Below are 22,614 nucleotides of genomic sequence, written 5' to 3'. Positions count from 1 at the left end.
CTGTTGCGTTCTTGCGGTCGAAATGTTGCAGGATGGCAAGCCTACACTGATTTACGCAATAGTTTGCAAGAAACCTGAAGAAAATTTTGCAAAAGAGAACTTTATGGGACATTACTTCTGCTAAAATGACCTTAGAAGAAACAAAAAGAAACTTCTGAGGAGGACAAAACAATGTCAAACGGTGATTATGGTTACTTCGGCAAAGGCGATACGGGCTATGCCCAGTACATGACGGCGTTCAACCGCAACTTCGGCGGCTCGTCCGGCGGCGGTGGTGGTGGCGGAAACCACAACAACAATGGCGGTGGCGGCGGGGACGGCAGCGGATGCGGCTGCCTGATCGCTATTGCAGTGGTCGTGGTGCTGATCCTGATCATCTTGGATGGCTGAATCAATCCCTGCAGGTGAAACACAGGTTTTCCCTGTGGGGATTTTTTGAATCCGCTTGTAGAAAGCAACGGTCTATGGTAGAATGAAACCAAAGAAAAACAGGAGGGCTAACACATGGTTTTATTGGTTGTGGATACACAGAAAGGTATCGTGGATGAACGCCTGTATGCGTTTGAAAAGTTTGTCAGCAACATCAAGGAGCTGATCCGGACTGCCCGCGAACAGGGAATCGAGGTCGTCTATGTCCAGCATGACGATGGGCCCGGCACCGGTTTCTCCATCGGGGATGATGAGTTTGATATCTATTCTGAGTTTGCACCACTGCAGACCGAAAAACGGTTCGTCAAGACTGTATGCAACGCTTTCAAGAAAGAGAGCGGATTGCTGGAATATCTGACCGCAAAGGGCGAAAAAGATGTGATGGTCTGCGGCATCATGACCGACTTCTGCATCAATGCAACGATAGAAGCAGGCTTTGAGCACGATTTTCATATGATCGTCCCTGCCTATGCAAATTCCACGCAGGACAACGAGTATATGACAGGGGAGCAGAGCTACCACTATTACAATGAATTCCTCTGGCCAGATTGTTATGCCGATTGCGTGCCTATGGAGAAAGCGTTGGAACTGCTCAAAAAGTGATGTGTTTACAATGATTTTTGAAAAAGTAAAAAATCAGATTCAAGTGGTGCAGGGTGATATTACCAAACTGGACTGTGACGGCATCGTGAATGCGGCCAATCGCAGTCTGTTGGGCGGCGGTGGCGTGGATGGTGCCATCCACCGGGCAGCAGGACCGGAATTGTTGGCGGAGTGTCGTACGCTGCACGGCTGCCGCACCGGAGAAGCAAAAATCACTAAGGGCTACCGGTTGAAAGCAAAGTATATCATTCATACGGTAGGCCCGATATATTCCGGCACAGCAGAGGATGCCGCGCAGCTGGCGGACTGCTACCGCAATTCGCTGAACCTTGCCAAAGAGCATGATGTCCATAGCATTGCGTTCCCGGCAATTTCGACCGGCGTGTATGGCTACCCGCTGGAAGATGCCACGGAGATTGCAGTCAAAACAGTGGCACAGTGGCTGGAAGCACATGCGTATTACGCAATGCAGGTGATTTTCTGCTGCTTCGATGCCCGGACGGAGCGGGTATATCAGGCAAGGCTGTAACCGGAAGAGGTGTGAGAGATGGGCTTTTTCAAAAAGCTGTTTACAGGGATCGGGTTTGCGGCAGGATTTCTGTTCTTCGGATGCTTGTCAGTGATTGTGTATTCATGCAGACGTGAAACTCCCGACGGACGGTCAGAATGACAGTGGGGCGGTGGAGCAGAAACTGCATGTCCTGTTGTACAAGTCCACGCTGCCAGAAAATGACCTGAATCGGGCACTGGACGAGCTTCGGACAGAGCGCAGACGGCAAAAGGCAGAGTATCAGGGGGCACCGTTTGCGGATGTGTTTCTGGTGAACCTGATTTTATCCGATGAGGACAGTGAACGGGCCTGCATCGTGGATGTGGGGGATACGGGCATGAGCTATGTCATTCCATGGAGCAGCATCCCGAAAGACCTGCAGGAACCTCTGCACCGCTACGTATCGGAAGCGGAAGGAAAACTCTGCGGCTACTGCAAGGAAGAACTCTGCAACAGCGAAAACGGCAGGATGGTCGTGGAACTGTATCTTAGTAAACAGGATGGGCATGGCTCCCGAATCCTGTACTGAAAATGGAGTAAAGATTGAAATACAGAGAAATCGCAGACGGCATTTTTGTTGACCGTCCCAACCGCTTTATTGCCCATGTGGAAGTGAATGGAGCAGTGGAAACCGTCCATGTCAAGAACACCGGGCGGTGCAGGGAACTGCTGCTGCCCGGTGCGGCGGTGCGTCTGGAAGTGTCAGACAACCCGAAACGCAAGACAAAATACGACCTTGTGGCGGTACGCAAGCAGGAACTTGGCTGGGTCAATATGGACAGTCAGGCACCCAATAAGGTGGTAGGGGAGTGGCTTGCAAAACAGGGCTACGACTATATCAAGCCGGAATTCACCTATGGGAAGTCCCGCATCGACTTTTATATGGAAAAGGGCGAGCAAAAGTATCTGATGGAAGTCAAGGGCTGCACACTGGAAGTGGACGGTATCGGCTATTTCCCGGATGCACCCACCGAGCGGGGGGTGAAGCACCTGCACGAGCTGGCACAGGCACAGCGGACAGGATATCAGTGCGCTGTGGCCTTTGTGATTCAGATGGAAGGCATCACCGAGGTGCGGCCAAATGTCAGCACACAGCCGGAGTTTGGCACGGCACTGGCCGAAGCAAAGGCTGCAGGTGTGCAAGTGCTGTTTTTGCTCTGCCATGTAGGGCGGGATAGTCTGGAAATCGTGGAGCAGAGGGAAGGGTGAAGACGGCAGAAAAACGCTTTGCGTGATTCAGTTACAGAAATCATAAATAGGAAATGTTATCATATAGATACAAGAAACACACCGATAACATTCCAATGGAGGATTTCGATATGAAGGCAAAGTTTTACATCTGCAATCACTGTGGCAACCTCGTCACTACCATCCATAACGCAGGCGTTCCGCTGGTCTGCTGCGGGGAGAAAATGAAAGAGCTGGTTCCCAATACGGTGGAAGCCAGCGGCGAGAAGCATCTGCCGGTGGCAGAGCTTTCTGGCAGTCGTCTCACGGTCACAGTGGGCGCGGTGGAGCACCCCATGGCGGATGTTCACTATATCCAGTGGATCTTCGTGGAGACTGAGAACGGCGGGCAGATCCGCTATCTGAATCCGGGGCAGGCTCCCAACGCGGTGTTTGAACTGGGCAGTGAAAAACCGGTGGCCGTTTACGCATACTGCAATCTGCATGGGCTCTGGATGACGAAACTCTGATACAATCAATGCAAACGGGGAGTGATTTGATGTCACTCCCTGTTTTTTTTGATGAGAACTTTATGCGGTTCCTTTGGTTCGGAACTGTGTATAAATGGGATGGATAAAATGAGTAGGCACACTATATGCGTTTGTTAAACGCTGATAGCGTTCAATTTTTTGCGTGGAATCGTGAAAATGAGACCTGTGAAAAACGTAGAAAATTTGATATGGTTGCGCTGCAAACTAAGACATATTGATGCTTTTGAAACGAGAAGCCGCTGCTGCTCGATTGAGTTGCTGCAGGATCTTTCGTCCTGCCTGAATGTCAGAACGGACTATCTGCTGAACGGAGATGCACCGCATAACAACCATCTGAGGGAAAGACTGACGTTTCTTGCACAGGAATTAGAAAAGATTACGGCGGACCTCCCGGTATGGGGATAGGAAAAGCAAAATCCTCTTTTTCAATGCCCAAAAGCGTGGTAGAATAGGGAAAAGATTCAATATCTGAAAAACGGAGCGCGCAACAATGAAGATTCTGGTCAGCGCCTGTCTGCTGGGCGAAAACTGCAAATACAGCGGCGGAAACAATTACAATCAGGCGGTTTGCGATTTTGCGCGGGGGCATCAGGTGGTTCCGGTCTGCCCGGAGGTGCTGGGCGGCCTGCCCACACCGCGGTGCCCGGCGGAAATCGTGCAGGGCGTTGTCACGAACAAAGAGGGCATCAATGTGGACCGGGAGTTCCGAGCGGGCGCAGCCAAGGCCCTTGCCATCGCAAAAGAAAATGGGGTGGAGCTTGCCATCCTGCAATCCCGCAGTCCCAGCTGCGGCGTGAAGGAAATCTACGACGGAACGTTTTCTGGGACAAAGATTCCCGGACAGGGTGTTTTTGCCAAGATGCTGATGGACAAAGGCATCCGCGTTCTGGATGCCGGGGAATTGCCTAAAATTATCTTGAAAAATGAGGACGGAAAATGTCAATCAGACTGATTTGCAGCGATATTGACGGTACGCTGCTGCAATACGGCAGGAAAGAGCTGGAAGGAGAGATCGTTGAACAGATACGGGAGCTGCATCGGCGCGGTATTTTGTTCTGCCCGGCATCCGGCCGGCAGTATACCAGCCTGCGCAAGCTCTTTGCACCGGTGGCAGACTGCTGTGTGTTTCTTTGTGAGAACGGCGGCGTGATCTATAAAGACGAACAGTGCATCGCCAAGAACCCGATGCCCCGTGCACTGGCCGAAGAAATCGCCAACGACCTGTGGACCCGCAGCGACGGGCAGGGCGAAGTGATGCTCTCCGGTCAGAATACTGCATACCTGATGGAGCGGGGTCTGGGAATGCTCAAGCGTATTCAGTTCATCGGGAACAATTATCAAATCATCCATGACCCTTCCGAGGTGCCGGAGGAGATCACAAAAGTATCGGTGTATCTGCACGAAGGCGTAGAATCTTACACGGAACGGCTTGTCCCACGATGGAAAGAGGCGAACTGCGCTGACAGGAGAATTTTATGACAGAGCGTTATTGTGAGGGTGAACGGTTTGCTGACCTGTCGCTCACCGAGGAGGCTTTTGAGGATTGCGGCTTTACCGACTGCGTGTTTGTGGATTGCTCCTTTACCAAATGCGAACTGGATCATACCACGCTGAATGAGTGCAAATTCGTGCGGTGTGAGATCACAGGTCTGCGCAGCACCCATTCTTCGGTGCAGTCGCTGGATTTTGAGGACTGCCGTTTGCAGGAAATCGAGTGGGCACCACTGATGTCCAACGGTGCCTTCCCAGACCCCATTCACACGCTGAAAGAGTGCAGTCTGAAATATAACACCTTCACCGAAATGAACTTTAACCGCTTCGACTTTTCGGATGGCAACGAAATTGTCGGCTCAATGTTTGCCAAATGCGAGATGCAGCTGGCGAATTTCAAGGGCGTGGAACTTCACGAAACGGAATTCTACCAGTGTGACCTGCGCAAGGCGGATTTCCGGGATGCCGCCGGTTATAAGGTGGACATTCTGGGCAGCCGCCTGAAGGATGCGAAATTTTCGCTGCCGGAAGCGGTGAATCTGTTGGCGGATTTGAAGATCAAGCTGTCGTAAGAAGGAGGAAAAATGCGTCAACTCATCATTGCACGAAAAGATCTGCAGATGTCGCCTGGCAAGCTGGCGGCGCAGTGCTGCCACGCTTCGCTGGCATTCCTCACCGACCCCATCGGCATGGGACAGGGCGTGAAACCCATTGAGAAAGACGGAGAAATTACCGGCTATCGGGCAGAAATCATGTTGGAGAAAGCAACCTATGAAGAATGGTTCGATGGCTCTTTTACCAAAACTATCTGCGGGGCAAAGAACCGCAATCAGCTGCTGAAAGCAAAGACAATTGCCGAGGAATTGGGCCTTGTGGAAAACAAAGACTTCTTCCTTATCCGGGATGCCTGCCACACCGAGCTGGAGCCGGAAGAATTTGATGAAAACGGAGAAGGCATGACCCTGACCTGCATCGGTTTCCGCCCGCTGCCGGATGAAATTGCACACCAGATCAGCCATAAGTTCCATTTGTATTGATTCCTGATAGAACTCCTTTATTTTATAAGCATTTTCCGCAATCGCTGCAGCCGTTGCAGATCAACTTGCTGCCGCAGGTCTCGCAGTTTGCGCGGAAATGGGGCACATAGAGATCTTCCTGCGGGATGGGGTAGCCCCAGTCGTCCACGAGGTCAAAATGAATGGGCCTGCCCTGATAGTTCATGCCGGATTTACAGGCCATTCGGCTTTGCAGCTGCTTGTTTGGCAGGTGGTAGCGCCTGCCGTCCTTGATGAACACGGTACCGGTCTCGATAAAGCAGAAGGTCACATTGGCATCCACGCATTCCTGCCGGAGAGACTTGACCCAATCAAAATTGCAGGGGCGGGCACCATCATAGTTTTCGCCGCCGCAGATGACCTGCTCGATTTGCCCGGCGGAAAGGTACTGCCGGATGCTTACTGGCCCGATGAAGGGCGCGCACATGATGCCCTTGTGCTTGAAGGGTAGGTCAAACAGAATGGGAATGCGCTCATCGGCGCGGCGCTGATTTTCACAGGTGACGTTGAAAAAGATGTTGTCCCAACCGCTGCCCCAGTCCGGCGGCAGGCACTCACGTACCCGCTGCGGCCGTTTGGTGAGCAGAAAAAACACCACATCGCTGCGCTGGCGCATGATGTCCCACGCCTCAGCCCGCCACGGGTCGGCTTCTTCCAAGAAGAAATCCGAGGTCATGCAGACCCGGATCTGCTCACCACTCTGGATTTTGTAGTGTCCGGTGCGGTCTTTCTGGAGCGGATAGGAAAAGCCGCTTTTCGTTTTGTAGATCTCGGCTCCGTTCTGGTCCCGCATCCGGTCGAGAAAATACATGTAGCAGTTCTGGCAGCCCTCGCTGCACTTGACGCAGCCGTGCCATGGATTCCAGATGTCGTGCAGGAAGCTCACCTTCTTTCGGTACCTATTATTATAATAGCTGCGCGGACAGGAAACAAGAGCACCCCTTGCGCCACCCCATCGGATGTGATAGGATGAAGAAAACCATGTGAGGGAGGAACCACCATGCCGTTTCTGATGATCCGCAACGACATCACCAAGGTGGCAGCGGATGCCATTGTCAACCCGGCCAACCGGAACCTTTTGCAGGGCAGCGGCACCAGCCGTGCCATCTATCAGGCGGCAGGGGAGCAGGAGCTGACCGCCGCCTGCGAAGCCATCGGCCGTTGCGATTTGGGCAGAGCCGTGTGTACTCCGGCATTCGGGCTGTCGGCAAAGTACGTTTTCCATGCAGTCTGCCCAGCGTGGCACGACGGCGGGTTCGGCGAAGCAGAACAATTAGCCGGTGCCTACCACTCTGCGCTGAAATTAGCCGCAAAGTACCACTGCGAAAGCGTGGCTTTCCCGCTGCTGTCCAGCGGGAACTATGGCTACCCCAAAGAACAGGCCTTCCGCATTGCGGTGGACACCATCACACAGTACGTCATGGAGCACGACCTGACTGTGTATCTGGTGCTTTACGACCGGGACTCGCTGGCCGTGAGCCGGAAGCTGTTCGCCTCGGTGGAGGAGTACATTGACGACCACTATGTAGCACAGAACGATGAAGGCTACGGATTTGGCCGTCGGCGCAGAGAATCCACAGAGCGTCGGCGGAGGCTTCCGGAAGAAGATGCTGCCCTGCCGATGCTAGGTGCAGTTCCGGCACCCGCCGCGGCACCCAGGACATCCCGCAGTCTGGAAAGCCTGATGGACAACCTTGGCGAGAGCTTCACCACCCGGCTGCTGCGGCTCATTGACGAGCGGGGGCTGAAAGACTCCACCGTGTACAAGCAGTCAAACATCTCCCGGCAGCATTTCTCCAAAATTCAGTGCAACCGGGACTACAACCCCAAAAAGAAGACTGTGCTTGCCTTTGCGGTGGGACTGCATCTGTCGGAGGATGAGACCATCGACCTGCTCAAAAGCGCAGGCTATGCCTTCTCCGATGGCTCCAAGCGGGATTGGATCGTGCGGTACTGTCTGGAACAGAAAATTTATAATATCAATCAGGTCAATACCCTTTTGTTTGAATACGATCAGGAACAGCTGGGTGCGTGATTTGTCGCCTGCCCGTTGACCTTTTGCCTGCCGGTTTGTGGTATCCTTCTGTCAGAAAGACAGAACACCACAAAAACGGAGGGCATTTATTATGAAAAAGAATCTTACAGAGCTTGTTTTTATCCTCGACCGCAGCGGCTCCATGGGTGGGCTGGAGCAGGATACCATCGGCGCAGAGTGGAAAGAACAAATCGAAGCTGATTTCCAGAAGCGGCATCATAGGTAAGGGAGGAAACAGCCATGTTAGGAGCAATCTTGGGTGACATCGTGGGCAGTCCCTATGAATTTGACCACAACAATTACAAGCACAAGGATTTTCCGCTGCTGAGCGAGAAATCGCACTTCACCGATGATACCGTCATGACCGCTGCGGTGGCAGTTGGTCTGATTGACGGAAAGGGTCTGCCGGAGAGAACATTTTGTGCAGTGCAGCATGAAATGCGGTTCTGGGGCCGTGAATATCCCCATGCCGGTTACGGCGGGATGTTCCGCGGTTATGACCTGAACCGTACCTGCGATGAAATTCGGCCGACCTATCATCATGTGGAGACCTGTCAGGAAACTGTGCCGGAAGCAATCATTGCTTTTCTGGAAAGCGTCAGTTTTGAGGATGCACTTCGCAATGCGGTCTCTCTGGGCGGCGACAGCGACACCCTTGCCTGTATCACCGGCGGCATTGCCGAAGCTTTTTACGGGATGCCGCAGGAACTGCGGGACGAGACTTTGAAACGTCTGCCGGAGGATATCCGGGAAGCATATGAGCTGTTTCGGTGGAACATCGGCCAGAGATAAGACATTCGGAGAACCAAGGAGCAGATACAACACACTCGTGATGTGAAGTATCTGCTCCTTGGTTTTTAATAAGACTCGATGGAGGGTGTCTTGCATCGGCCTGAAAAATCCGATATACTGAACCCAGAGAGTATATCGAATTTTTTGGGAAAAGGAGAGAACGGTATGGAACATCTTTATGAAAAGGTACTGGAAAGTGCGGAATATATCAAGACACACACGAAAAAGCGCCCGAAGATCGCGGTGGTGCTGGGCTCCGGCCTTGGCAAGCTGACCGCGGACTTTACGGATACGGAAGAACTGTCCTACAAGGATATCCCCAACTTCCCGGTATCCACGGTGGCAGGACACAAAGGCGCATTGTTGGCTGGCAAGCTGGGGGACACGGAAGTCTACGCCATGGAAGGCCGCTTCCATTTCTATGAGGGCTACTCCATGAAGGAAGTCTGCTACCCGTTCTATGTGTTCAAGCTGCTGGGCGTGGAAAAGGTGGTGTTGACCAACGCCTGCGGCGGCATCAACCGGGAGTTTGCGCCGGGCACCCTGATGCTCCTCACCGACTTCATCAACATGATGGGCACGAACCCCCTCATCGGCCCCAACGACGAGCGCTTCGGCCCCCGCTTCCCGGACATGACCGAACCTTACAGTCTGGAACTGCGGAACCTTGCCAAGCAGACCGCCGATGAACTGGGCATTGCCTACAAGGAGGGCGTTTACATGGGCTTTATGGGCCCTTGCTATGAAACGGCGGCTGAAATTCGCGCCTTTGCGGGGATGGGAGCCGATGCCGTGGGCATGAGCACCGTGCCGGAAACCATGGTCTGCAACTACATGGGCATGAAGGTACTGGCCGTCAGCTGCATCACTAACATGGCCACCGGCATCCAGACGGTCAAGCATAGCCACGCCCGCGTGCTGGAGATCGCAAATCAGGCAGGCGATACCCTGTGCCGTTGGCTGGGCGCGGTGATCCAGAAGGTGGAAGGATAAGGAGATTCGGATGAGAGAAAACATCGTTTTTGATTATTTGCTGGCAAATGCCTGGGGTTTGCCGCTTTGCCGTGTGTCCGTGTCAGAAGATGGCTTCGTTCAATGTCAGGAGAACAGAGAAAATACACAAGGACTGCAACTGGAAAAGGCAGAAGTGGATAAAATCAAATCAATCGTTTCAGAACATACGCATATATTGGATTATGACAGTAAAGAACTTGAGTCGCCAGATGTGTTTGATGGAGTTATGAATTTTTTTGATTTTGAGGCATCTGATGGACGAAAAGTGAACTTGATGGCTTTTAATATTGGCGAAGTGAAAACCCCTGGCATGAGCTTTTCAAAAGGTCTCCTGGAGAAAGGAGAACCGGACGAAATCGTCGTTCCGGTAAAAGCAATGGAGGTAGTAAAGACATTCGAGGAAATCGCTGCTACTCTGGTGGCGAATGGAGTGGATGCCAAATGCTTAAGGCTAACATATGCCTGAAAAACGCCTAAGATTACATGAAAGATTATCAGAAAATTATCTTTCTGTGAATTTTAGCACTCTACACTTGACACTGCTAACAAATGGTGCTATAACAGTGGCGTGCTCAGGAGGAAGGGCAAAAGGAGAGCCGCAAGGCTCCCTGGAAAGCCTTTCCGAGTGGACGCTTCAGATTTTTTGCCCCGACCCGAACGCCGGGATTGGAGGAATGATTTATGCTTATGCCGACTGTTTTCCATGAAAACCTGTTCGATGATTTCTTCGATCCGTTCTGGAATGACGCTGCACTGGAACGTATGATGAACCGTGAGGCTCGTGATACCTTTGGTAAGCGTGGTGCAAACATGATGAAGACCGATGTCAAACAGACGGACAACGGCTACGAAGTAGCGGTTGACCTGCCGGGCTGCAAGAAGGAAGACGTTCAGATGGATCTGAACGACGGCTACCTGACCATTCAGGCAGTGCGCAGCCACAGCAATGACGAAAAGGATAAGAATGGCCGCTATCTGCGGCGCGAATCCTTCTCCGGCACCTGCGCACGCAGTTTCTACGTGGGCGATGTGAAGAAGGAAGACATCCACGCAAAGTTCGAGGATGGTGTCCTGCACGTCGAGCTGCCTGCTCCTCAGCAGACGAAGGCTTTGCCTGAGAACCCGAACCTGATCGAGATCGAGTAAAACGCCGGTCGTGTGCGCCAAAGCACAACGCACATAAGATGCCCCCGGAGAGCCGCAACAAGCCCTCCGGGGGCATTTTTGTTTCGCTATCTTTTCCGTAAGGGAAAACCATGGTATACTGAGAACAGCAACTCGGAATTTGAAGGAGTGTTAAATATGAAATTCCCATTTTATGACGCACCAAATACAGCTACAATAACCTGTTTCCACATATTAGAGAATGGAGAGCCTATTTTGTATGTATCACATGATGAAGATGATGGAATGTGGCAATTTCTATGTGGAAAAGCACATGAAACAGACGAAGCAAAGTTAGTATCCTTAAAATCAGTATTCGACTTAGATAATTCTGTTGGTATTCTAAAGGATATGCCTTGCGGTTACTATGCTGAAAGAAAAGCTCAAGATGATGAATGGAGTGTTAGAAAACGGTAACTATCAGCTCGGTCAATTCGCGTTTATCGAGGTGAACATTTAAGTATTAAAAACGGGAGTGAAAACAAATGATGACCATTGCACAGATCATGGAAAAGATGATCGCCTTTTCCGAAGGGAATATCCATGACATCACGCACCTGAGCTGCGTGTGGACCTATGCCAAAACGGCAGCAGGTATCCGGCTGACGAAAACAGTGTTTGGAGTGTAAAAATGATTCAGAAGCATTGCTTTGAATGCGGTACGGCATTGATTGAAAAAGAACTGGAAGAAGAGGGCATTGTGCCTTATTGCCCGAAATGCCAGCAATACCGGTTCCCGATGTACAATGTGGCGGTCAGCATGATTGTTGTGGATGAGGAGACCGGGAAAATCCTGCTCATCCAGCAGTACGGCAAGCCCTCTTATATTCTGGTGGCTGGATATGTGAACCGCGGTGAGGCAGAAGAACACGCCGTGGTGCGGGAAGTCCGGGAAGAAACCGGGTTGGAAGTAGAGCACCTCCGGTTCAACCGTACTAAGTTTTTTGAGCCGTCCAACACGCTGATGTGCAACTTTACGGCTTTCGTCAGAACCGCAAAGGCGCTGCATATCAACCACGAAGTGGACCGCTGCAAGTGGTTCACCCCACAGGCAGCCAGAGAAAACATCCGTCCCAACAGCCTTGCGGCGGAATTTTTGAATGCGTATCTGGACGAAGTGGGGAATAAGCCGATGGAGATGTGATTCGTGGCTGTGCCACGGGAATTTTGACGGAAAGTATGGAAAAAAGTTGGTTCGGCCTGTTTCGGTTGACTTTTTTATAAAGAATCGGTATATTGATACTATGTAGTATCAATAAGTATCAACTGCGAGGTGGACAGAATGGATGGGGCACAGTTTGCCAAAATGCTTTCAGATAAGCATTTGTTTGAACTCAATCAGATGGAATACAAGTACTCGACTGTCAGCGTCAAAGAATTTGCCGAATTGCTGCGGCAAAACTTTGCGCAGCCTCTGCCGTTGACTGATTTTTCTGGAAATAAGTTGTTTTACCTGCCGAACCTCGCGCAAATTTCAACAAATGGTATGAAGCAGTTGCTCTCTGTCCCGGTCAGTGGACAAAATTTCGGCTTGTCGGCGATGACCGAGGAAATTTATGCTACTTTTCAAATTGAAAGTATCCGCTCGACCCGCAGCAGTATCCGTTATATCCTCGATGGTTATGCCCCTCGTGATGAACAAGAAGCCCGCATCTATGGTATGAAGCGCGGACTGGAGTTTATCGCGAATCGTCAGAATAGGATCACCGAGGAGAATCTGCATCACCTATATCAGATCAGCACAGGGGATTATCTCCCGGATGAAGATCGATTACTGCCAAACCACTTTTATCGGCATGGCGAGGTTTTTATTGTGGGCGGTGAAGAACCCAGACCGGGACTTCCGGCAGAGCGGCTTCCCGGTGCCATGAAATGTCTTGTCGATTTTGCGAATGCCAATGACGGCATCAATGAGCTGCATAAGGCTGCCATTCTGCACTTTGCCTTTGCGTACTACCACCCCTATTTTGACGGGAATGGACGCACTGCACGACTATTTCACCTCTGGTATCTTGTTCAGCAGGGCTATCCTGCGGCACTGTTCACGCCGTTTTCCCGATACATCGCTGAAAACAAGGACGCATATTACAAAGCCTACGAACGCGTGGAGAGAAATGCTCTGATTTCCGGTTATACGGATGTGACTCCCTTTCTGTTCTACTTCTGCAATGAGGTCTATAACCGCCTGCAGGTGGATGCAGTCCCGCCGAAAACTGATCTTGAGGTATATCAAACTGCTCTTGCGGAAGGAAAAATCACAGAAAAAGAACGGCTGCTCTGGGAGTATGTTCTGTCTGCTTATGGTGCAGAGGAGTTTACCACAAAGCAGCTGGAAAAGGATTTCCGAAACGCTGCGTATGCAACCATTCGGACGTTTGTGATGAAATTCCATGAGATGGGGCTGCTTACTGCAAGAAAAGCAGGAAACAGGGTGTTCTATCGTGTCGGTGGAGCGTCTGATGTCCTATCATTGTAATGAGGCGAAAAATTCAAGGGGGAATTTGCCATGCTCCAACCCGGACTGTATGAACAGGTCATCAATAACGCACTGAGCAGCGAGCTTTCGGAGATTCCGGAGGCCCGCAAGTCCACTGCACCCATCGATACAGCAGAAGCCTCCAAAGTTCTGGCACAGTACCTGACCGACGTGGTGCAGAAGGGCCTTGAGAATGTACAGGACAACGGTGGAGGACTCGAAGCGCAGATTCAGCTGGCAAATCAGATCGTAAACACGATCCAGAACACCACACAGGAAGCTGACTTTGCTTCGCTGGGCGTTGACCAGCGGGCAGAGCAGCTTCTTGCGCTTTTACGAGACAACGACCCGCGTCTTGCCACAGGAAAAAGCGCAAAAGAGCTGGAACGACCGGAGACCTCTATTGCACAAAGCTCGTTGTTCACCGGTGCCATTCATGAGCCTCAGATGTACACCGAGCTGAAAAAGGAAATCGTGTCTGCTGACCGCATTGACATGCTGGTGTCCTTCATCAAATGGAGTGGTCTGCGGCTTATTATGGACGAGCTGCGCCAGTTCACGCAGAGTGGAGGCGAACTGCGCATCATTACGACTTCCTATATGGGGGCTACAGATGTGAAGGCCATCGAAGAACTGCGTCAGCTGCCGAACACCAAAATCAAGGTCAGTTATGACACGAAGCGTACCCGGCTCCATGCAAAAACTTATGTGTTTTACCGGGATACCGGCTTCACGACGGCGTATGTTGGTTCCTCTAACCTGTCCAATGCCGCAATTTCCAGCGGTCTGGAATGGAATGTGAAAGTCACAAAGAAGGACTTGCCGGAGACGATTGACAAAATTGCAGCCACCTTTGAAAGCTACTGGAACTCCAACGAGTTTGAATATTATGATGAAGGGCAGAAGGAACGCCTGACCCGTGCCTTAAAAGATGAAAAGTACAGCGAAACCGACAACAGTGGCATCTACACGCTGGACATTCTGCCATATTCTTACCAGCAGGAGATTCTGGATAAGCTGGATGCAGAACGCACGGTGCGAGGGTACAACCGAAACCTTGTAGTGGCTGCTACCGGAACCGGAAAGACTGTGATTTCCGCACTGGATTACAAGCGTTTCTGCAAACAGCATCCGGGTCACCCCTGCCGGCTGTTGTTCGTGGCGCATCGGGAGGAGATTCTGAAGCAGAGCCTGTATACTTTCCGGGCAGTGCTGAAAGACGCCAATTTTGGCGAGCTGTTTGTGGGCAGCCACAAGGCTGACAGCATCGACCATCTGTTTATCTCCATTCAGACTTTCAATTCGCAGGATTTTACCACGAAAACAGATGCGGATTTCTACGATTATATCGTTGTGGATGAGTTCCATCATGCCGCTGCACCGACCTACCAGAAGCTGCTGGAATACTATCAGCCGAAAATCCTGCTGGGCCTGACCGCCACCCCGGAACGCATGGACGGAAAGAACATTCTGGACTATTTCAGTGGGCGCATTGCTGCCGAAATTCGTCTGCCGGAAGCCATTGACCGGAAACTGCTTTGTCCCTTTCAATATTTCGGTGTGACCGACACGGCAGATTTGAGCAGCCTGAAATGGCGAACGGGCGGATACGACAAAAACGAACTGTCCAATCTGTACACCCTCAGCGGTTTGGTGGCAGAGCGGCGTGCCGACCTTGTGGTAAACTCGATTTTGAAATATGTGACAGACATCAACGAGGTAAAAGGTCTGGGCTTCTGCGTTTCCATTGAACATGCCAGGTTCATGGCTGATTATTTCAATGCACGTGGCATTTCGTCCATGGCATTGACAGGGGACTCTCCGGATGAGGAGCGCAACGCAGCCAAACAAAGGCTTGTTTCTGGGGAGCTTCATTTCATTTTTGTTGTGGATATTTACAATGAAGGCGTGGACATTCCGGAAGTGAACACGGTGCTGTTCCTGCGTCCCACGGAATCGCTGACCGTGTTTTTGCAGCAGCTGGGCCGCGGCCTGCGTCTGGCCGAAAACAAAGAATGCCTGACTGTGCTGGATTTTATCGGTCAGGCAAACAAAAAGTATAATTTTGAGGAGAAGTTTGCAGCACTGCTTTCCAATACTGCCCGCAGTGTAAGCCGGGAAATCAAGGAAGGTTTTCTCTCTGCGCCAAAAGGCTGCTACATTCAGCTGGAAAAAATCGCAGCAAAGTATGTGCTGGATAATATCAGTGCATCTTATGACCGCACTTCCGGCCTTGTGGCACGGGCAGCCTCCTTCACAGAAGATACCGGCCTGCCGTTGACACTGGGGATTTTTCTCGATTACTACCATCTCGACCCACGGGCGATTTACAGTAAGAAAATCTGCTTTGCCCGTCTGTGTGTCCGTGCAGGGACAGCTTCCGACTTTACGGAACTACTGGAAGAAACCATGACCAAAGCACTTGCACGCTTTGCGGTCGTGGATTCCCGCAGGTGGATTCAGTTTCTGTTGAACCTTTTGCTCAAGTTGGACGACACTGATTTTGCAGCACTATCGCCGCGAGAACAGCGAATGCTGCAAATGTTTTATGTGACCGTATGGGGCAAAGCTGCGGAACGTTGGGACGATGAGGAAGTTCTCGATAACCTATATGCTCTCTCGGACAGCCCGGTTTTGCTGCACGAATTGCAGGCACTCTTGCAATATCAGTATAATCGAATCGACTTTATCGATGAGCCGGTAGATGTTGGTTTTGACTGCCCGCTGGATTTGCACTGTACTTATACTCGTGACCAGCTGCTGGTGGCACTGGACTTTCTGAAACCTGCTACTGTCCGCGAGGGCGTGAAATGGCTGCCGGACAAGAATCTGGACGTGTTCTTTGTGACCTTGAATAAAGCGGACAAGGATTATTCGCCAACCACCATGTACAAAGATTACTCCATCAACGAGAGCCTGTTCCACTGGCAGAGCCAGAGCACGACCGCAGAAAATTCGGCTACCGGTCAACGATATATTCATCATCGGGAGAAGGGAAGCCGTGTACTGCTATTTGTCCGTGAGTTTAAGTCGGACTCCCGTTTTGGCGGTGCAGCTGCCTACACCTACTTAGGCACAGTGAACTATGTAACGCATGAAGGCTCCCGCCCAATGAATATTACTTGGAAGCTGGATCGTCCGATTCCGGCAAAGTTCCTCAAAAAGACCAATAAACTGGTGGTCGGTTAAAAGGAGAACGTTATGAAAACGATTCGTGTTGTGGCCGCTGTGATTTGCGACTCCATGCAGGAAAAGTACAAAATCTATGCTACCGCCCGCGGTTATGGCGACTACAAAGGCCAGTGGGAGTTTCCGGGCGGCAAAATCGAGCCGGGCGAAACCCCGCAGCAGGCTCTGAAGCGGGAAATCGAAGAAGAACTGGACACGGAAATCGCCGTGGGTGACCGGATTGGTACGGTCGAGTACGATTATCCGGCGTTTCATCTTTCCATGGACTGCTTCTGGTGTGAAGTGGTTTCCGGCGAGCTTGTTCTGAAAGAAGCGGAAGCTGCGCGGTGGCTGACGAAGGAGGAGTTTGATTCTGTTCCGTGGCTCCCGGCGGATCAGACCATTTTGGATGTTATCAGAAGCTCAATGCAGCCAGTGAAACCACTCCATACCAGCGAATATGACAAAGAACCTCTGCAGAGATGCTGAGGATTCCCGGAATGAAAGATGAACTGGGCCGTCCCATGACGCTGCTGGTGAAAGCCGCTATTCCGAAAAAATCGTAAAACAGAGGCCTCCGAATCTTTTCCTAATAAGAAAGAGATTCGGAGGCCTTTATTGGTTGATTTAGCTAATTCTGTTCACGCAAGCTGATGCAGGACCTGCCGGACGCTGTAACCGTCTTTCTTGAAATCGGAGAACAGAGCATCGATGCGGGTAGGCGTCACGCAGATCAGATTCATCGGTGAGGGCAGTTTTTTCAGAGCGTCCAGCGGGATCTTCTTGAAAGCAGCATGGGCGTTGTACTCCTCCGAGAAAGGCTCGACCATCGCCGGTGACCTGCAGGCTTCTGAGATTGCCAAAACCATCGTACTTGTCGTAAATGGCAAGGAAGACGTGACTGTTCTTTTCCAGTCCGATGAACTTTCTCCCGCCTTCCGAGAACATCCAGAACTTGCCGTCATCAAATTGCGGTAAAATCTGCGTTACCGTTGGGCTGCATTTTGTCAAGATAAAAAATCAAGATGCTGCTGCAAATTTAAAAATTGCCAGCTTTCGCTTCTTTTTGGATGATTTTTCGCATTTGAGTATCCAATGTGCTCTTTGCATTCGGATTGAAAAAGATGTTGACGTTGTAAGTTGTGTTTCTGACTCGCATGGTCAACAGTCCGTCAGCGGGGCGATGTTCGGTCAGAGTGATAGTTTTGCTCATTTGTGCTTCTCCTTTTACAATGTGTGTTCAGTTGCCTTTTGCTGGGGCTGTAATTTTTTCTGTTCAAGCGCCGCCTTGACTTCTTCCAGCTTTTTCAGCACCGATTCCTTCTCCGGGGTCTTACCGCCCGGTGCAGAAAGCTGCTGTTTATTCAGCACCATGTCGATATACTTGCGGATATTTTTCAGGGCGGAGATATCCGGCTGCAAGGTTTCCAGTTGGGTGCGCAGCTCTGCGCTGCTGGATTGCAGCGCAGAAAATTCGGCATCCAATGCCGAAAAATTCACCGCTGTGCTGCCGTTCAGTTTCATCAGAGTGCGGACGGCTTTGTTGAAGGTGTCCACTTCCTCCTTGTGCTGGGCGGCATAAGCGTCCTTGGTCAGCTTAAAGTTTTTCTTCATAAAGGTATCGTGGACAGGTTTCAGCTTGGCATGGACGGCAGCAGCGTCCTTGATCTGGGCGATTGTCCGCATACGGTTTTCGTTCTGCTTCAACTGCCTGCGGAGAGGGGCGGCGGTCTGATTCAGGTTAGAAATTGCAGTGTCCAAATCCTCGATGGTGTTCAGGGAATGTGCTTTCAGATAGTCCACCGCCTGTTTGACTTCCTCAAAGTCCCGGACAGTGCATTTCAGTTTTGCCTTGCCAGACCAATCGCTGCGCTGCTCATTGCGAAGGTTGAAGTAGTCCACCAGCAGGTCGGACAGCGTGGGTTCTTTCGCCTTTTCCAGAGCGTCCAGAAGAAGCTGTTTCTTTTCGGTCAGGTCTGCGATCCAGCGTTGCAGCCCACGGATGGTGTTACGAATGGACTGCATCAGGCTGTTGGCGGCACGAATGTCCCGGTTCAGGTTGCCGAGAAAGGTTTCTATCCCACGTTTTTCTATCTGGTGAGCAGCGGGGCCGAGATGCACGGTCGGAATCTGCTGCACTCCCTGACGTTCAAACGAACGGAGGTCAACACGCTCCGGTCTGCCAGCGGCTTCCAGATAGCGGTTGGTGATGGTTTCCCAGCTGTGCCGCCAGACCTCGGCGTACTTCTGGTCGTTCCAGTCCACCGTGTTTTCCTTGTGGCATTTCCAGTTGCCGGATGGGAGTTGGATGCGCTCTCCATTTTCATCAAGGTCATAAACCTTGCGGGCTTTCGGGAGCCACTTGCCATGTTCGTCCATTGCCCGAATCGTCAGCAGAATGTGGGCGTGTGGGTTCCCATCGCCCTTGTCGTGGATGGCAAAGTCAGCAATCATCCCTTTGGAAACAAACTGCTCCTGACAGAATTCCTGTATCATGGAGAGATACTGTTCTTTCGGCACCTCCACCGGAAACGCCAGCACGATGCGTCGGGCAAGCTGGGAGTTCCACTGGTTTTCCACGGCTTCCACGGCATTCCAGAGGGTTGCCCGGTCTGCAAATCCGGGTGGTGCATGGGACGGCAGCATGACTTCGGCGTGGACAAGTTCTTTCTTCTTGTTGTAGAATTTCGTTTTCTGGTCGTACTCGCTGAACAGCCGTTCGCCGCTCTGGTAAGCGGCCCCGGCAACAGCGGACTGCCCTTGGCTGCGCTTGACGATGGTGATTTTGAAATGCGGACACGGAATAGGCATCACCTCCTGATGACATTTGAATCGTTCTCTTGTAAAAATCACGGAATTATGGTACTATTATTTTGGATAAGTAAGCAGAAAGCTGGTGAGCCAATGTCGGAAAGAAAATCACAACAGGAACTGGATTTTGAACGGAAACATGAAGAAGATTTGCAGCGGTTGTGTGGATTGCGGTTGATTGATGATGATTTCATGGCTGCGGTGTTTGAAGAACGTGCCTGTGCTGAGTTTCTTTTGCAGATCATCTTGAAACGGGATGATTTGACCGTCAAAGAGGTTCACGGCCAGTACAGCATCAAAAATCTGCAAGGGCGTTCAGTCCGATTGGATATTTTGGCAGTGGATCGGGAAAACCGTGCATATAATATTGAGGTGCAGCGCAGTGACCGTGGTGCGAGTGAAAAGCGCGCACGGTATAACAGTAGTCTGTTGGATGCAAACCTGACTGATGCGGGCGATGATTATGATGCGCTGAACGAAACATACGTTATCTTTATCACGGAAAATGACGTATTAAAGGCAGGCCTTCCAATTTATCATGTTGACCGTACAGTTCGGGAAACTGGAACGGCTTTCAACGATCAGGCGCACATCGTTTATGTGAACTCACAAATCAAGGACGAAACCGCATTAGGAAAACTGATGCACGACTTTTTCTGTACCAACTCAAAGGATATGAATTATTCCATTTTGGCACAGAGAGTTCGTTATTTTAAAGAAGATACGAAGGGAGTGGCAGCTATGTGCAGAGCTATGGAAAAGATGCGGGATGAAACCGAGCATGAAACATCGGTCAAACACGCATTGGCAATGTTGGCAGATGGTGTGCCTTGTGAAAAGGTGGCAAAGTACACCGACCTTTCAATTGAGGAAGTCCGGGCATTAGCTGAAAAGAAATCTGCCTAACAAAAAGATAAGCCGATTGGAAATGTTGCTGTTTCCAATCGGCTTTTTCATGCGTGTTTTATGGTAGCGGGCAAAAGGATAGCTGCAAAGCAGCGCAAGGAAAATGCAGTTTTCCTTGGGATGGAATCGGGCTGGCGCACAAACGCCAGCTTCGATTTCATCGAGCCGTCTGCAAGACCGCAATTTCACCGGAACGGTGTATAATTGCGCCCTTTATTCTAAAGGGTTTTGGACGTTGCTGCGTTCGTGAACATCATGCACCATCTTTGCAAGAGCCAGCACGACTTCCGGTTGACGGAACGAGATCTTCAAAAGCTCCATCACCTGATCATCGGTCAGCTCTCCCGGACAGACCAGAAAGCTTTCCAGCATTCCGGCACGGGTGCAAAGACGATGCACACGTTCTCTCCGATTCAGCTCTGACATCTGGCGTTCAAGGATCTTCTCCCGGTGCTGGCAAGAGCGCAGCTTCTGTTCTACTTTGGCTTTTTCGCTGCGGAGATTTTTAAGTTTTGTATTTTCGTAGTCCAATTTTCCCTCCAGATAGTAAAGAAGGACACTCTCACAAAAGAATGTCCTTCTTTGTAAAAAAGATGAAGTTTGAATGCAACTCAAGAAACGATATCAAGCTACTCCAATAGGCACACTGATATGTGCTCTGGCAACACAAATATTATTTTTCACCAGATAGCATTCAACATAGTGGCTGCCTTGAAAATCTGTATGCTCTCGATGAGTATGTAAATTTGTTTTTTCGATTTGGCCACGGATACAGTTTTTACTTTCAGCAACAGGACCCACATTCCTTACTTTCCAATATATATCATAAGGTTCGGGGCAGTCTGTTTCAGAAATGAAAAATTTCAATTGCTTATTATGTCTTAATATCTGCCTGTCACGAAGAATTGCGCTTAACATTTTTTCTCTAAAACCATTTTGCTTGACTTCACAATCAATTGACAAGGAATATCGAATGTCTACCGGGAACAGATTCTGAATAAATTGCTCTGTGTGTTCGAAAGAACGTGTTGCAAATGCTGCTTTTTCCAGAACTCGCTGTTCAACAGGATATTCGGTGCCCAATATTTCCTGTAAGGTAGCCGAAACATTGTCCTCTTGCTCTGCAACATCGATCTTTTCTAGCACATCACTGGCTTCGTCTACGAAAGCTCCATTTCCAGAGTTCAGTACCTGCTGATTACTTCCAAGCGCATACCAGTACGTTCTTTCTTTGTCTTGTTCACTCAAGTACGAAAACAGATTTTCCAGAATGTCAAAGTAATCATCAATTGATGAGTCCTTATAGAATTCGTTGTCCTCAAAGTGGTCATGGACAAGCGTGTCAATTAACAATCCACCAAATTTAAACCCCTGCTCATTTTTCCACTTGCGAAGGATATGGCAAAAATCAAAGTATATGCCGTTAGAGTTATTGTCGCTCTCTTGGCATGTGTCTTGTTCTGGAAGAGGGTCAGTATATTTCCAACTTCCACCATTGTTTGTATCCGGGTATTTGAAACGACCGTCAGCCTGTTTGAACCCCGGGACAAGTTCAACTGTATAGCGGCTAAATTCTATAACAACAACTTGTCCATCGCCACTTATATCTGTTTTAGGATAGCGCTCTTGCAAGAACTTTTTTACTTCTTGGAGTAATGCACTTTGTCCATTTGATTCATATGCATCAAATTTCTTATATGTATCAGATGGTAAGTCAAACAGAATATCAAGATCACTGCTACCTTTTATTGCTGTCTTTCTTCCTACAGAGCCAACGATATACAAATGGGAGGTATCATCGTTATCTAAATCGTAATATACACTATTTAATTTCTTGGCGATAGATTTTGAGGACTTTTCCATTTCGTCAAAGTTATCAAGTTCAATGTTTGAACAAAGGACATCAAATCCGCCAACCTTAGTTGCTAGTGCCATCGACATACTCCTTTTTCTTTATGGTTCCCTTGAGTGTGGGAGGTAGAAAACGATCTATTTCATCATTTGTATAAGTGTAATCCTTGTTAGTTCCGAGTGCTATTGACGCAGCTACAACAGCATCATCCGTTGTTGATGGAGCTGAAAGATACAGAGCATTAAGCGTTTCTTCAATCCCATGGAATTTTTCATCCAGTTCGTTAACAGACTTTTCCTGCATATGAATTTCTCCAATTAGATGCAGAAGTTCGTTGCGAACGACAAGAAAATGTTCTGCAGCATCTTTATGTTGCTTTTCCATTGCTTTCAAATCAAAACATTTTAGGTATGTTGTTACGGCAGTTGTAATGAACGAAAGGATAACTGTTGCAATCTTTAGTACGAAAGAATCTTGATCCGCAAAAATCGAAACTGCTCCACATGATGTTGCAGCCGCCAATATAACGTTGAAATTTTCAAGTCGCCTA

Annotated in this window: 29 protein-coding genes and 1 pseudogene; 23 read left to right on the top strand and 7 right to left on the bottom strand. The window is 50.0% G+C overall.

Features of this window, described 5'->3' with window-relative positions:
- Positions 1–171: 171 nt before the first annotated feature.
- From J3353_RS04190 to J3353_RS04145, 10 genes are all read left to right on the top strand, one after another.
- Positions 172–390 carry an HFLK protein gene (locus tag J3353_RS04190; protein ID WP_117532980.1) on the top strand — a complete coding sequence of 73 codons (219 nt, stop codon included), beginning with the start codon at positions 172–174 and terminating at the stop codon, positions 388–390.
- A 114-nt stretch (positions 391–504) separates the two neighbouring features.
- Positions 505–1,032, top strand: coding sequence for an isochorismatase family protein (locus tag J3353_RS04185; RefSeq protein WP_117532981.1), 528 nt, complete (start codon positions 505–507; stop codon positions 1,030–1,032).
- A gap of 10 nt (positions 1,033–1,042) precedes the next feature.
- Complete coding sequence (locus tag J3353_RS04180) at positions 1,043–1,561, top strand: O-acetyl-ADP-ribose deacetylase (protein WP_156074996.1); 519 nt, start codon at positions 1,043–1,045, stop codon at positions 1,559–1,561.
- Between the two features lie 112 nt (positions 1,562–1,673).
- The gene (locus J3353_RS04175; RefSeq protein WP_197039584.1) at positions 1,674–2,111 is read left to right on the top strand and encodes a hypothetical protein; all 438 of its coding nucleotides are present in this window, start codon (positions 1,674–1,676) and stop codon (positions 2,109–2,111) included.
- Positions 2,112–2,125: 14 nt separating this feature from the next.
- On the top strand, positions 2,126–2,791 hold the full coding sequence (sfsA, locus tag J3353_RS04170) for a DNA/RNA nuclease SfsA (protein WP_207684255.1): 666 nt from the start codon (positions 2,126–2,128) through the stop codon (positions 2,789–2,791).
- A 110-nt stretch (positions 2,792–2,901) separates the two neighbouring features.
- On the top strand, positions 2,902–3,279 hold the full coding sequence (locus J3353_RS04165) for a desulfoferrodoxin family protein (protein ID WP_055185761.1): 378 nt from the start codon (positions 2,902–2,904) through the stop codon (positions 3,277–3,279).
- A gap of 511 nt (positions 3,280–3,790) precedes the next feature.
- Complete coding sequence (locus tag J3353_RS04160) at positions 3,791–4,252, top strand: DUF523 domain-containing protein (protein WP_207684254.1); 462 nt, start codon at positions 3,791–3,793, stop codon at positions 4,250–4,252.
- Entirely contained in the window at positions 4,237–4,779 is a 543-nt protein-coding gene (locus tag J3353_RS04155) for an HAD family hydrolase (protein WP_242700850.1), read from the top strand. Before J3353_RS04160 ends, J3353_RS04155 begins: the two co-directional genes overlap by 16 nt.
- Positions 4,776–5,363 (top strand): pentapeptide repeat-containing protein, encoded by a 588-nt coding sequence (locus J3353_RS04150; RefSeq protein WP_207684253.1) that lies wholly within the window; start codon positions 4,776–4,778, stop codon positions 5,361–5,363. The genes J3353_RS04155 and J3353_RS04150 overlap by 4 nt, the downstream gene beginning before the upstream one ends.
- Before the next feature lie 12 nt (positions 5,364–5,375).
- Positions 5,376–5,828, top strand: coding sequence for an aminoacyl-tRNA hydrolase (locus J3353_RS04145; protein ID WP_117930484.1), 453 nt, complete (start codon positions 5,376–5,378; stop codon positions 5,826–5,828).
- Between the two features lie 22 nt (positions 5,829–5,850).
- On the opposite strand, the gene J3353_RS04140 is transcribed toward J3353_RS04145, so the two are convergent.
- Complete coding sequence (locus tag J3353_RS04140) at positions 5,851–6,732, bottom strand: DUF5131 family protein (protein ID WP_335341488.1); 882 nt, start codon at positions 6,730–6,732, stop codon at positions 5,851–5,853.
- A 114-nt stretch (positions 6,733–6,846) separates the two neighbouring features.
- Between J3353_RS04140 and J3353_RS04135 the strand changes: the two genes are divergently transcribed.
- The 12 genes from J3353_RS04135 (at position 6,847) to J3353_RS04085 (ending at position 16,984) form a co-directional block, all read left to right on the top strand.
- Positions 6,847–7,881, top strand: a complete 1,035-nt coding sequence (locus J3353_RS04135; RefSeq protein WP_207684252.1) for a macro domain-containing protein — start codon at positions 6,847–6,849, stop codon at positions 7,879–7,881.
- 91 nt (positions 7,882–7,972) lie between these two features.
- Complete coding sequence (locus J3353_RS16460; protein WP_255536305.1) at positions 7,973–8,107, top strand: hypothetical protein; 135 nt, start codon at positions 7,973–7,975, stop codon at positions 8,105–8,107.
- Positions 8,108–8,121: 14 nt separating this feature from the next.
- A complete protein-coding gene (locus J3353_RS04130) occupies positions 8,122–8,673 on the top strand; it encodes an ADP-ribosylglycohydrolase family protein (protein WP_207684251.1) in 552 nt (183 codons plus the stop codon).
- Between the two features lie 165 nt (positions 8,674–8,838).
- Positions 8,839–9,666, top strand: coding sequence for a purine-nucleoside phosphorylase (locus J3353_RS04125; protein WP_207684250.1), 828 nt, complete (start codon positions 8,839–8,841; stop codon positions 9,664–9,666).
- A 10-nt stretch (positions 9,667–9,676) separates the two neighbouring features.
- Complete coding sequence (locus J3353_RS04120; RefSeq protein WP_117477261.1) at positions 9,677–10,153, top strand: hypothetical protein; 477 nt, start codon at positions 9,677–9,679, stop codon at positions 10,151–10,153.
- A 215-nt stretch (positions 10,154–10,368) separates the two neighbouring features.
- Complete coding sequence (locus tag J3353_RS04115; protein ID WP_097770687.1) at positions 10,369–10,833, top strand: Hsp20/alpha crystallin family protein; 465 nt, start codon at positions 10,369–10,371, stop codon at positions 10,831–10,833.
- A gap of 156 nt (positions 10,834–10,989) precedes the next feature.
- Positions 10,990–11,268, top strand: coding sequence for a hypothetical protein (locus J3353_RS04110; RefSeq protein WP_117532994.1), 279 nt, complete (start codon positions 10,990–10,992; stop codon positions 11,266–11,268).
- Positions 11,269–11,336: 68 nt separating this feature from the next.
- Positions 11,337–11,480, top strand: a complete 144-nt coding sequence (locus J3353_RS04105; protein ID WP_223385157.1) for a hypothetical protein — start codon at positions 11,337–11,339, stop codon at positions 11,478–11,480.
- Between the two features lie 2 nt (positions 11,481–11,482).
- Positions 11,483–11,995, top strand: a complete 513-nt coding sequence (locus J3353_RS04100) for an NAD(+) diphosphatase (protein WP_207684249.1) — start codon at positions 11,483–11,485, stop codon at positions 11,993–11,995.
- Between the two features lie 138 nt (positions 11,996–12,133).
- Complete coding sequence (locus J3353_RS04095; RefSeq protein ID WP_207684248.1) at positions 12,134–13,327, top strand: Fic family protein; 1,194 nt, start codon at positions 12,134–12,136, stop codon at positions 13,325–13,327.
- Positions 13,328–13,357: 30 nt separating this feature from the next.
- Positions 13,358–16,516, top strand: a complete 3,159-nt coding sequence (locus J3353_RS04090; protein WP_207684247.1) for a DUF3427 domain-containing protein — start codon at positions 13,358–13,360, stop codon at positions 16,514–16,516.
- 12 nt (positions 16,517–16,528) lie between these two features.
- A complete protein-coding gene (locus J3353_RS04085; protein ID WP_207684246.1) occupies positions 16,529–16,984 on the top strand; it encodes a (deoxy)nucleoside triphosphate pyrophosphohydrolase in 456 nt (151 codons plus the stop codon).
- A gap of 152 nt (positions 16,985–17,136) precedes the next feature.
- Here J3353_RS04085 and J3353_RS04080 read toward each other — a convergent pair whose 3' ends face one another.
- The 3 genes from J3353_RS04080 to mobQ all read right to left on the bottom strand — a co-directional run bounded on the left by J3353_RS04080 (position 17,137) and on the right by mobQ (position 19,300).
- Complete coding sequence (locus J3353_RS04080) at positions 17,137–17,325, bottom strand: hypothetical protein (protein ID WP_207684245.1); 189 nt, start codon at positions 17,323–17,325, stop codon at positions 17,137–17,139.
- A 209-nt stretch (positions 17,326–17,534) separates the two neighbouring features.
- Entirely contained in the window at positions 17,535–17,708 is a 174-nt protein-coding gene (locus tag J3353_RS04075; RefSeq protein WP_117554711.1) for a hypothetical protein, read from the bottom strand.
- A 14-nt stretch (positions 17,709–17,722) separates the two neighbouring features.
- Complete coding sequence (gene mobQ, locus J3353_RS04070; protein WP_370569161.1) at positions 17,723–19,300, bottom strand: MobQ family relaxase; 1,578 nt, start codon at positions 19,298–19,300, stop codon at positions 17,723–17,725.
- 99 nt (positions 19,301–19,399) lie between these two features.
- Here mobQ and J3353_RS04065 point away from each other — a divergent pair, with 99 nt between their 5' ends.
- Positions 19,400–20,212 carry a PD-(D/E)XK nuclease family transposase gene (locus J3353_RS04065; RefSeq protein ID WP_055185675.1) on the top strand — a complete coding sequence of 271 codons (813 nt, stop codon included), beginning with the start codon at positions 19,400–19,402 and terminating at the stop codon, positions 20,210–20,212.
- A 213-nt stretch (positions 20,213–20,425) separates the two neighbouring features.
- Here the strand turns inward: J3353_RS04065 and J3353_RS04060 are convergent, their stop codons facing one another.
- The 3 genes and pseudogenes from J3353_RS04060 to J3353_RS04050 all read right to left on the bottom strand — a co-directional run.
- Positions 20,426–20,743 carry a DUF3847 domain-containing protein gene (locus J3353_RS04060; protein WP_156074980.1) on the bottom strand — a complete coding sequence of 106 codons (318 nt, stop codon included), beginning with the start codon at positions 20,741–20,743 and terminating at the stop codon, positions 20,426–20,428.
- Between the two features lie 93 nt (positions 20,744–20,836).
- Positions 20,837–22,147, bottom strand: coding sequence for a nucleotidyltransferase domain-containing protein (locus J3353_RS04055; protein WP_156074979.1), 1,311 nt, complete (start codon positions 22,145–22,147; stop codon positions 20,837–20,839).
- Positions 22,131–22,604 (bottom strand): annotated as a pseudogene (locus tag J3353_RS04050) (SLATT domain-containing protein); the annotation flags it as partial. The pseudogene J3353_RS04050 and the gene J3353_RS04055, both read right to left, overlap by 17 nt.
- Positions 22,605–22,614: the final 10 nt, after the last annotated feature.

The sequence above is a fragment of the Faecalibacterium sp. Marseille-Q4137 genome, from assembly GCF_017377535.1.
GTDB lineage: Bacteria > Bacillota > Clostridia > Oscillospirales > Ruminococcaceae > Faecalibacterium > Faecalibacterium duncaniae.
This window is presented reverse-complemented; position numbering and strand designations above follow the sequence as displayed.

What these genes read in the sequence shown, in the direction of transcription:
- J3353_RS04190 (WP_117532980.1), top strand. Translation starts at nt 172, where the DNA reads ATGTCAAACGGTGATTATGGTTACTTCGGCAAAGGCGATACGGGCTAT.
- J3353_RS04185 (WP_117532981.1), top strand. Translation starts at nt 505, where the DNA reads ATGGTTTTATTGGTTGTGGATACACAGAAAGGTATCGTGGATGAACGC.
- J3353_RS04180 (WP_156074996.1), top strand. Translation starts at nt 1,043, where the DNA reads ATGATTTTTGAAAAAGTAAAAAATCAGATTCAAGTGGTGCAGGGTGAT.
- J3353_RS04165 (WP_055185761.1), top strand. Translation starts at nt 2,902, where the DNA reads ATGAAGGCAAAGTTTTACATCTGCAATCACTGTGGCAACCTCGTCACT.
- J3353_RS04160 (WP_207684254.1), top strand. Translation starts at nt 3,791, where the DNA reads ATGAAGATTCTGGTCAGCGCCTGTCTGCTGGGCGAAAACTGCAAATAC.
- J3353_RS04155 (WP_242700850.1), top strand. Translation starts at nt 4,237, where the DNA reads ATGTCAATCAGACTGATTTGCAGCGATATTGACGGTACGCTGCTGCAA.
- J3353_RS04150 (WP_207684253.1), top strand. Translation starts at nt 4,776, where the DNA reads ATGACAGAGCGTTATTGTGAGGGTGAACGGTTTGCTGACCTGTCGCTC.
- J3353_RS04145 (WP_117930484.1), top strand. Translation starts at nt 5,376, where the DNA reads ATGCGTCAACTCATCATTGCACGAAAAGATCTGCAGATGTCGCCTGGC.
- J3353_RS04135 (WP_207684252.1), top strand. Translation starts at nt 6,847, where the DNA reads ATGCCGTTTCTGATGATCCGCAACGACATCACCAAGGTGGCAGCGGAT.
- J3353_RS16460 (WP_255536305.1), top strand. Translation starts at nt 7,973, where the DNA reads ATGAAAAAGAATCTTACAGAGCTTGTTTTTATCCTCGACCGCAGCGGC.
- J3353_RS04130 (WP_207684251.1), top strand. Translation starts at nt 8,122, where the DNA reads ATGTTAGGAGCAATCTTGGGTGACATCGTGGGCAGTCCCTATGAATTT.
- J3353_RS04125 (WP_207684250.1), top strand. Translation starts at nt 8,839, where the DNA reads ATGGAACATCTTTATGAAAAGGTACTGGAAAGTGCGGAATATATCAAG.
- J3353_RS04120 (WP_117477261.1), top strand. Translation starts at nt 9,677, where the DNA reads ATGAGAGAAAACATCGTTTTTGATTATTTGCTGGCAAATGCCTGGGGT.
- J3353_RS04115 (WP_097770687.1), top strand. Translation starts at nt 10,369, where the DNA reads ATGCTTATGCCGACTGTTTTCCATGAAAACCTGTTCGATGATTTCTTC.
- J3353_RS04110 (WP_117532994.1), top strand. Translation starts at nt 10,990, where the DNA reads ATGAAATTCCCATTTTATGACGCACCAAATACAGCTACAATAACCTGT.
- J3353_RS04105 (WP_223385157.1), top strand. Translation starts at nt 11,337, where the DNA reads ATGATGACCATTGCACAGATCATGGAAAAGATGATCGCCTTTTCCGAA.
- J3353_RS04100 (WP_207684249.1), top strand. Translation starts at nt 11,483, where the DNA reads ATGATTCAGAAGCATTGCTTTGAATGCGGTACGGCATTGATTGAAAAA.
- J3353_RS04095 (WP_207684248.1), top strand. Translation starts at nt 12,134, where the DNA reads ATGGATGGGGCACAGTTTGCCAAAATGCTTTCAGATAAGCATTTGTTT.
- J3353_RS04090 (WP_207684247.1), top strand. Translation starts at nt 13,358, where the DNA reads ATGCTCCAACCCGGACTGTATGAACAGGTCATCAATAACGCACTGAGC.
- J3353_RS04085 (WP_207684246.1), top strand. Translation starts at nt 16,529, where the DNA reads ATGAAAACGATTCGTGTTGTGGCCGCTGTGATTTGCGACTCCATGCAG.
- J3353_RS04080 (WP_207684245.1), bottom strand. Translation starts at nt 17,325, where the DNA reads ATGGTCGAGCCTTTCTCGGAGGAGTACAACGCCCATGCTGCTTTCAAG.
- J3353_RS04075 (WP_117554711.1), bottom strand. Translation starts at nt 17,708, where the DNA reads ATGAGCAAAACTATCACTCTGACCGAACATCGCCCCGCTGACGGACTG.
- J3353_RS04065 (WP_055185675.1), top strand. Translation starts at nt 19,400, where the DNA reads ATGTCGGAAAGAAAATCACAACAGGAACTGGATTTTGAACGGAAACAT.
- J3353_RS04055 (WP_156074979.1), bottom strand. Translation starts at nt 22,147, where the DNA reads ATGGCACTAGCAACTAAGGTTGGCGGATTTGATGTCCTTTGTTCAAAC.